Below are 8,424 nucleotides of genomic sequence, written 5' to 3' on the forward strand. Positions count from 1 at the left end.
ATTTTTTTCATTTATGCTAACATAAAAACCAATTGTTAAAAAAACGACTGAAAGTATCAGAATTCTAAAAAGAGTACGCAGAGGCATTCACCCTCTCTATTACTTTTCTATCATTATATAAATGGAATAAATTAATTATATCACCTATGTCCAGATTAGTAAGTGGCATTATCATAAATGTCTTATTATTAACAAAATGTAAATAAAACAGGTACTCTTTGTACCTGTTTTATTGAAAAAATGTTAATATTTATATAATTATACTAGTGTTGCACACCGTTATAGTTTTGCTCGGAAATTTCTGTCAATGCCTCCTTTGCCTGGTCATCCGTTAATTCGCGGATCGCAAAATCACCGAGTGAAACGATACCTATTAACTTTCCATTGTCAACCACAGGCAAACGGCGAATTTGATGCTCAGCCATTAACTTTGCTGCTTCCTTACTAGAAGTGCCTGGGGTAACAGTTACCAGTGTCTTACTCATAATATCTTCTACCTTAGTAGAACCTGGATGTTTTTCAGCCACTCCTCTGATTACAATATCTCTGTCTGTAATCATGCCGACAAGCTTTTCCTGATTGACAATTGGAATAGCTCCTACATTAAGATCCTTCATTTTTACTGCAACTTCAAACATATTATCTAATAATGTACAACTTTCTACATTTTCTGTCATAATATCACGTATTTCTTCCATGTTTTAACCTCCAATGTTTTTTATTTCAGTAAACATTATTATGGTTTTCAATGCGTGAATGTTTTATTCGATTAATCTATTCATTGCAAGTTTAAACATTTTCAACTATTATTATAATGAATTATACTTGCTGTAATACCATTATCGAAAACATAGGGGATAAGGTAATCTTTTTTAGGAGGGATTAATTATGAAATTCGAGAATACTGGAATTGAAAAATTAAAAGCGGATTTAAACCGTTTAGATGAGGTCATGCATGATTATGGTTTGATTCGTGCTGGACAATGGGACTACGAACGTGTTACATATGACCGCAAGTTTGAATTAAAGGAAGGGGTATTTTACCTTCGTGTCCAAGGTTATTCGATTGAAGGTGACGTCGATACTTTTAAAGCAACTATTCAATTGATGACACCAATTTTAGGTAAACACTATTATCCACATGGCGTCGAGTATGGCGAAGGAGAGAACTTCCCAGCTTCCTTAGTGAATCAATGCAAAAAGATCCTCGAAACGGTAAATGAAGAAGTTAGTAAATTTTCATTATAGTTCAGAAAAAAGGGCGCACGGATTTTGATCTGCGCGCTCTTCCTTTTGCATTTTTTGAAAATAATCATAAAAAAATGATAAACATGTTATTTCCACTAATTAGTAGTCTTTGAATTTTCAACTTTTCTATTCTAGCAGGATTATTTTCTTAAGGGATCTTGTTAGAGACCAAGAATTGCTTTGATCAGCGAAGTTGTCTCGCCACCACGATAAAAAACATACAATAAAAGATAGACCGCTACTCCTGTAATTGCAGTAAAGAACCAAATGATACTGGTTATAGGTCCAAGCTTACGATGGACTGAAAGATTATTCTTATAACCTGTTAGTATAGAAACAATCCCGAATACCGCCCCGATTGTTGCTAAAGTGATATGAAAAACCAAAAATATTGTGTAATAAATTTTTATCTCTTCTGGTCCGCCAAAAGAAGTATTCCCAATAAAAATTGTCCGTGAAGCATAAATAATAAAAAAGATAAGTGCAAAAACCCCGGCAACAAACATCGTCTTTTTGTGGGCTTCAATTTTTCTTTGTTTTATTTGCCACCAGCCAATCGCAACTGTAATAGCGCTTAAAACAATAAAAGAAGTACTGATTGTAGGTAAAATCGGTAATGAATTCATTCATAGGTCCTCTCTTTTCAAGTATTCTATCCTCATTTTAGTGTAGTTCCATATCCATTTCAAATAATACTAGGAATTTTATAAAAACATCTTGTGTTTCAACTTACAACCTAATCTTAGCAAAAAAAATCTCCCAATTGAATGGGAGTTTATTCAACAAGATTAGGATTTAAGATTTGCTTCTTCATTTCACGTTCAGATTCTTCTTGATCTTTACGATACCATTCAAAAAATACTTGAGATAAAATAACAGCATAAATGATTTCCTGAATAATCTTCATCACTACACCGCCCAGGCGTTGGTCATCAACCAATGACATCGAACTAAATAACTCCGGTCCACTTAAGTTCAAATTTGAAAATATGGAGGGGCCTACACATAGACTCATTACTTTTCCCCAAATTTCCGGGTCATGGTACGTTGCATATAATGAAGAATCTGAAAAAATAATCAGAGCACAAGCAGGTGTGATTAACATACTATTTGCAAATAAATAGGCTACTTTTTTAATCCCACTTAATGGTTGATACTCCGAAAGCGGACTGATTAACGACCACCACATAAATACGGATAAAAGGAATAACAGAATCGAGTATCCGCCATGGTAAAACCGATTTTGCATGACTTGATCAAAAATGATTGGGATATGGTAAAAGGAAAAGAAACCGTTAAATAAAAGCAATGCAATAACAGGTTTTGTAAAAAGCTTAAATATAGGTTTGATCATCTTTATTTGAAGTATGCTTCTCCACAACCACTGTGGGATCGACAAAATAAACAGTGGAGGAATCAGTAATACTAAAATAACCATCGTAATCCCATGGATATAAAACATTAGATGTCCCATTAAATCAAGTGGTGAACCTTTAATCGCATACAATAATATCATTGCTGTCAAAAATAACGCAGCTTGTTTTCCTGTTAGTGGTTCACTATCCTGAAACTTTGATCTAAATGTAATGGTAATTAGAAAATAGGCAGCAGTCAGTGCAAGTAAGATTAGCAAAAAGTACGGGCTCCAAAGGGCTTTAAATCCAAATATATCTAATGTAAGCACCTTGATATCACCTCAATATATAGTAAAAGAAATCTTATCTTTATTATAGTCATAGAAAAGTTCGAATGCAAAAAATCGAATTACAAATTGACTAGGGTTTTCAATACTTAAAAAGAAAATCGGCTTTAAGCCGATTTTCTTTCTTGATCATTACCACCAGACAATGGTAAGAAATGCTAATATTCCAGTTAATCCAACAAACAATCCGGAAAACAAAAACATTGTTGGAGCTTCATGGCCTTTATGACTCATATGCATGAAGTAAAATAATTGAAATACTACTTGAATTGCAGCCAATAGAAGAATAAATGGTACTATAAACCATTCAGTAAATCCTTTCATTGCTACTGCTGCAAATGCCACTAATGTTAAAAAAATCATCAACGTAAAGGAAATAACTTGATAGCGCATTTCCTCAGCGCTCTTTCTGCGGCGATATTCAATATCGACTCTTGGGTTGCCTGAGCTTAATGGCTGATTTGTCATTTTATCCCACCATCCCCATTAAATATACTACAGTAAAGATGAATACCCATACAACATCAATGAAGTGCCAATAAAGGCTGGCAACATAAAACTTTGGTGCATTATAAAGGTTTAGACCCCTTTTAGAGTTACGAATCATTAATGTTAAAATCCAACATAACCCAAACGCAACGTGCGCACCGTGGAAACCCACTAGTGTATAGAAGGCAGAACCAAACGCACTACTGGTAAAGGTATGATGAAATTTGTGAACATAATGGTTGAATTCATAAACCTCTAGCCCTAAGAATCCAGCACCTAATAATACTGTAAGTCCAAGCCATAACATCATTTTCTTAAAGGCAAAGTTTTTCATATGATACATAGCATAAACACTTGTCAACGAACTTGTTAATAACAGCATCGTTGCCACAAATGTAAGCGGCAATTCAAATAAATCTTTTGCCAAATGCTGACTTGTATTTGGCACCTTGTCTTTTAAGGCAAGATAGGTAGCAAAGAGAGTAGCAAAAAGAACTGTCTCTCCCCCTAAGAATAACCAAAAACCTAAAAATTTATTTTTTGATTCAAGGGTGGATTTCTCCGGTGCCGCAGGCCATGTTTCGTACGTCATTTTCTCTTCAACGTGCATTATGCCTCAGCCCCCTTTTCTTCTTGTAATTCTTCTTTATGAATATGGAAACCGTGATCGTCTTTTATCGATCTTACGAACATGGAACCAAATGTTACAAGCAATCCAAAAATCATGACTGGAAGTGCCCATGCTACCTTGTCAACTTGATACATTGCACCAAAAGCAGCAATGAACAAGCCAAGTGAAATCATGAATGGAATGAAGGATGAATTCGGCATATGGATGTCACCAAGTGGTTCAGCAGGTGTCATGCCTTTTTTACCTTCCATTTTTTCTAACCAATAAGCATCTAAGCCGCGAACAAGTGGAAGTTGTTTAAAGTTATAGAATGGCGGCGGTGATGGAATCGACCATTCAAGAGTTCTACCGTCTCCCCATGGGTCATTACCCACTTTAACATTTTTTACAGATGTCATAATAATGTTATAAAGTAAAACAAGGACACCAATGGACATAAATGCAGCACCAACTGAACTGATCATATTCGCAGCGTCATACCCTTGACCTGGAAGGAAAGTGAAGACGCGGCGCGGCATTCCCCAAAGACCTAAGAAATGCTGAATAAAGAATGTTAAATGGAAACCTATAAAGAAAAACCAAAAGGTAATTTTACCTAATGTTTCATTTAACATTGTTCCAAACATTTTTGGCCACCATAGATGCGTTGCAGCAAGTATGGCCAATACAACCCCACCGACAATTACATAGTGGAAGTGAGCAACGACAAAATAAGTATCATGATACTGATAGTCCGCTGCAGCTGTAGCAACCATTACACCGGTAACACCACCCATTACGAAAGACGGAATAAATCCGAACGCATAATACATTGGAGTGGTGAATTTAACACTGCCTCCCCACATGGTAAACAGCCAGTTAAAAATCTTAATTCCGGTTGGAACCCCAATTGCCATTGTTGCGACAGCGAAAATCGCATTTGCAACAGGTCCTAAACCAGTTGTGAACATATGGTGTGCCCAGACCATGAAGCCTAAGAAACCGATCAATACTGTCGCGAAAACCATTGATGAATAACCGAATAGACGTTTTCTTGAGAAAAGTGAAAAGATTTCAGAAAAAATACCAAATGCCGGAAGGATCAAGATATAAACTTCAGGGTGACCGAAAATCCAGAAAAGATGTTCCCAAATAACCGTATTACCACCCATTGTAACATCAAAGAAATTAGCTCCAAACAAACGGTCAAACATCATTAGCGTAAGACCAACTGTAAGTGGAGGGAAAGCGAATAAAATCATAGCGGATGCCACAAATGTTGACCATGTAAACAGAGGCATCCTCATATATGTCATTCCAGGAGCACGCATATTAATAATTGTAACTAGGAAGTTGATCCCGCCGATTAATGTACCTAGACCGGAAATCTGTAATCCTAATACATAAAAATCAATTCCGTGACCTTTTGAGTGAAGTGAAAGCGAAGCATAAGAAGTCCACCCTGCATCAGGAGCACCGGTAAACCATGAAAGGTTTAGGAACACTCCTCCGAAAAAGAATAACCAAAAGCCTAGAGCATTAACAAATGGAAATGCAACGTCACGTGCACCAATTTGTAATGGCATAACCGCATTCATAAATGCAAAAAGCAGCGGCATGGCAGCTAAGAAAATCATGGTCGTTCCGTGCATGGTAATAATTTCATTAAACGCGCCTGCACTGACAAAATCATTATTTGGTACTGCAAGCTGGATGCGGATAAAAACTGCCTCAAGTCCGCCCATTAAGAAGAAAATTCCACCTGCAATCAGATATAGGATGGCGATTTTTTTATGGTCTACTGTTGTTAAAAAGTCCCATAATGTTGCGCCAAATCCCTTTTTTTGAGCAATGGTACTCACAATTTTACCTCCCTTTCAACCAATTCCCCTTATTCCTGAACCTTTAAGCCCATTAGATACTCAGCTAACGCATCAAGCTGTGCATCAGACAAATCTTGATATTTACCCGTCATCTGATTGCCTGGTTTGTATGTTTCAGGATTTTTGATCCAATTTTTTAATTCTTCTTTATTGTGATCTAAAATACCTGCAACACGAGACCTATCACCAAAGTTTGTTAAGTTAGGTGCAAGACGTGCTGTTTCTGGCATTTTATTAGCAGGTGTAACTGCATGACAGCCGATACAGCTTTTATTAAAGATATCCTGTCCTTGTGCAGCTAAATCTGTTTGTGCTTTTTGCGGCTCTTTTACATCCTGCATCGATGATACCCAAGCATCAAATTTATCACGACTCATTGCTTTTACTTTAAAGTCCATTAAAGCATGTGATGGTCCACAAAGCTCAGCACATTTTCCGTAAAAAAGATTTCCTGCTTCATTCGAACGTTTGTCATCAAATTCCAGCCAGAATTTGTTGATGTTATCAGTATTGGTATCTAGTTTTCCGCCGACAGCCGGAATCCAGAATGAATGTTTTACATCCATAGATTTCAGGTTAAAATAAACCTTTTCATCCGTAGGAACGACTAATTCCTGACTCGTCACAATCTTCTGACCAGGATATTCAAAATCCCACCAATATAAGTGTGACCTTACATTAATAACTAACGCTTTTGAGTCTTTCTTATCCATTTCTTTCACATCAGCAAGATTAAATGTTGTAGCAACAGTTGGTACAGCCAAAATTAGAAGTAACAAAATAGGAATAGTAGTCCATATAATTTCTAACTTATGGCTTCCTTCTACTTGCTTTGGAATTTTGTCGTCTTTTCTTCTGAAACGGACAAATATAATAGTAAAAATGAGCAATACTACAACGATTACTCCCACCATAATAATGGTGCTTAACTTCATTAAATCATATTGCATGTCTGCAACTTCACCGGCTGGCTGTAACGCTGAAACGAATGGTTTACCACACCCGGAGAGAATAAGCGCTAAGATCGCAAATAACGAAAATAGGCGCCACTTTGCAAGCCTTTTCATAGCTTAATCAAACCCCTCTTTCACAAATAAATTCTAAAAATAATGTTTGGTCAAAGAAGTATGTAGGATGATTCTTCCCTCATCAACAAACCGAAGGCAGCAGCACCAATTCTGACATGGTAACGCCGCCAAATTCATCGAATAGGAGTATAAAACCCTCTCCCTTTACCCTGGAAAGAATCGCAGACAAAACTAAATTAATGTAACTATAACCATTGCTACAAAAATAATAGTTAAATATTGCAAAGAATAAACAAACATTAGCTTTGCCCACTTTATGTCATCTTTGATCCTATATCCATAAATCCCTAATGCCAGCCAACCGATATTTAAAAAAGTCGCTAGAATTAGAAATGGGATTCCTAATTTGGTAAGAAAAAATGGGATTGGCAAGAGTAGTGCTACCCATACCAAAATATGAATTTTCGTTGTTTTGAAGCCCTTCACAACAGGTAGCATCGGTACTCCAGCAGCCTTGTATTCTTTCACTCTTCTCATTGCTAGAGCATAAAAATGTGGTGGCTGCCAAACAAACATAAGGACAAATAACGCCCACGCCATTATATCAAGGTTCGCATCAACTGCTGCCCAGCCGATTAACGGTGGAACAGCGCCTGAGAAACTTCCAATAATTGTATTGGAAACCAGTTGCCGCTTGGACCACAGAGTATAAAGGAAAACATAACTAAAAACTCCAAGCAGTCCAATTACTGTTGCAGTCATGGTTGTAAATAATAAACACAGTGTTCCCAGTCCAATTAGTAAAATACCTAATGAGAGAACTTTTACGGGTAAAATTTTTCCTGTAACAGTAGGCCTTGATTTCGTTCTTTCCATTAAATGATCGATATCACGATCAACATAATTATTGATTGCACATGATCCGGCAATAATTAAGGAAGATCCTGCAACTGTAAAAAATACAACATCTAAATTATCTAGAAAGCTTAGCCCTGAAAAATGAAGTGCAAGCCATAATCCTGTAAATGTGGTAATTAAATTAGAATTAACAATTCCAATTTTGATAAGGGCCGTGAAGTCTTTCCATACAGAGGTTTTTTCAATTGTTGAATGCAGGCTTGCAGCACTATTCTCTATGGTCGCTTCTCCATAAGCCTTTGAGTTGGACATAAACTTTTCCTCCTAATCCTTACAAATATTCACCAATCGAGGGGTATCAATACAATTTTATTTAAAGTTCTATATTATTTAAGAAACGATAATAAGAAAAAAGTAAAAACTTTTTATTAGTTCAAAAACGATGAGTAGGAATCACTTTTTAAAGAAGTAATTTTTTAAAAAACTTTCTCTGTATATTAAATCACACTTTTTGATATTTTTGTGAATTTTTTTTGAATAATTTTTGACCAAATTGTGACAGAGGTCAAATTTAATTTAATTTCTGACATTTTCCAACATTAGAAC

Annotated in this window: 9 protein-coding genes; 1 reads left to right on the forward strand and 8 read right to left on the reverse strand. The window is 36.1% G+C overall.

Annotation, left to right across the window (positions count from 1 at the left end; all coding sequences use genetic code 11):
• Nucleotides 1–263 precede the first annotated feature (263 nt).
• Nucleotides 264–698, reverse strand: coding sequence for a CBS domain-containing protein (locus tag V7150_RS15960; protein WP_335520231.1), 435 nt, complete (start codon nucleotides 696–698; stop codon nucleotides 264–266).
• Nucleotides 699–888: 190 nt separating this feature from the next.
• Between V7150_RS15960 and V7150_RS15965 the strand changes: the two genes are divergently transcribed.
• Nucleotides 889–1,248 carry a YugN family protein gene (locus V7150_RS15965; RefSeq protein WP_335520235.1) on the forward strand — a complete coding sequence of 120 codons (360 nt, stop codon included), beginning with the start codon at nucleotides 889–891 and terminating at the stop codon, nucleotides 1,246–1,248.
• A gap of 161 nt (nucleotides 1,249–1,409) precedes the next feature.
• On the opposite strand, the gene V7150_RS15970 is transcribed toward V7150_RS15965, so the two are convergent.
• The 7 genes from V7150_RS15970 to cyoE all read right to left on the reverse strand — a co-directional run bounded on the left by V7150_RS15970 (nucleotide 1,410) and on the right by cyoE (nucleotide 8,130).
• Nucleotides 1,410–1,874: a DUF420 domain-containing protein gene (locus tag V7150_RS15970; protein WP_283922510.1), complete on the reverse strand. Its 465-nt coding sequence runs from the start codon at nucleotides 1,872–1,874 to the stop codon at nucleotides 1,410–1,412.
• A gap of 149 nt (nucleotides 1,875–2,023) precedes the next feature.
• Entirely contained in the window at nucleotides 2,024–2,932 is a 909-nt protein-coding gene (ctaG, locus tag V7150_RS15975; protein WP_335520241.1) for a cytochrome c oxidase assembly factor CtaG, read from the reverse strand.
• Nucleotides 2,933–3,082: 150 nt separating this feature from the next.
• Nucleotides 3,083–3,418: a cytochrome c oxidase subunit IVB gene (gene ctaF, locus V7150_RS15980; RefSeq protein ID WP_335520244.1), complete on the reverse strand. Its 336-nt coding sequence runs from the start codon at nucleotides 3,416–3,418 to the stop codon at nucleotides 3,083–3,085.
• Nucleotide 3,419: 1 nt separating this feature from the next.
• Nucleotides 3,420–4,049: a cytochrome (ubi)quinol oxidase subunit III gene (locus tag V7150_RS15985; RefSeq protein WP_335520247.1), complete on the reverse strand. Its 630-nt coding sequence runs from the start codon at nucleotides 4,047–4,049 to the stop codon at nucleotides 3,420–3,422.
• A complete protein-coding gene (gene ctaD, locus V7150_RS15990; RefSeq protein ID WP_335520250.1) occupies nucleotides 4,049–5,911 on the reverse strand; it encodes a cytochrome c oxidase subunit I in 1,863 nt (620 codons plus the stop codon). Before ctaD ends, V7150_RS15985 begins: the two co-directional genes overlap by 1 nt.
• Before the next feature lie 29 nt (nucleotides 5,912–5,940).
• Nucleotides 5,941–6,999, reverse strand: a complete 1,059-nt coding sequence (gene coxB / locus V7150_RS15995; protein WP_335520253.1) for a cytochrome c oxidase subunit II — start codon at nucleotides 6,997–6,999, stop codon at nucleotides 5,941–5,943.
• Between the two features lie 192 nt (nucleotides 7,000–7,191).
• Nucleotides 7,192–8,130 (reverse strand): heme o synthase, encoded by a 939-nt coding sequence (cyoE, locus tag V7150_RS16000; protein WP_335520256.1) that lies wholly within the window; start codon nucleotides 8,128–8,130, stop codon nucleotides 7,192–7,194.
• Nucleotides 8,131–8,424: the final 294 nt, after the last annotated feature.

This window comes from Neobacillus drentensis, from assembly GCF_036965245.1.
Lineage (GTDB): Bacteria > Bacillota > Bacilli > Bacillales > Cytobacillaceae > Neobacillus > Neobacillus drentensis_G.

Excerpts from the sequence above, each read along its gene's own strand:
- V7150_RS15960 (WP_335520231.1), bottom strand. The coding sequence starts at position 698 with ATGGAAGAAATACGTGATATTATGACAGAAAATGTAGAAAGTTGTACA.
- V7150_RS15965 (WP_335520235.1), top strand. The coding sequence starts at position 889 with ATGAAATTCGAGAATACTGGAATTGAAAAATTAAAAGCGGATTTAAAC.
- V7150_RS15970 (WP_283922510.1), bottom strand. The coding sequence starts at position 1,874 with ATGAATTCATTACCGATTTTACCTACAATCAGTACTTCTTTTATTGTT.
- ctaF (WP_335520244.1), bottom strand. The coding sequence starts at position 3,418 with ATGACAAATCAGCCATTAAGCTCAGGCAACCCAAGAGTCGATATTGAA.
- V7150_RS15985 (WP_335520247.1), bottom strand. The coding sequence starts at position 4,049 with ATGCACGTTGAAGAGAAAATGACGTACGAAACATGGCCTGCGGCACCG.
- coxB (WP_335520253.1), bottom strand. The coding sequence starts at position 6,999 with ATGAAAAGGCTTGCAAAGTGGCGCCTATTTTCGTTATTTGCGATCTTA.
- cyoE (WP_335520256.1), bottom strand. The coding sequence starts at position 8,130 with ATGTCCAACTCAAAGGCTTATGGAGAAGCGACCATAGAGAATAGTGCT.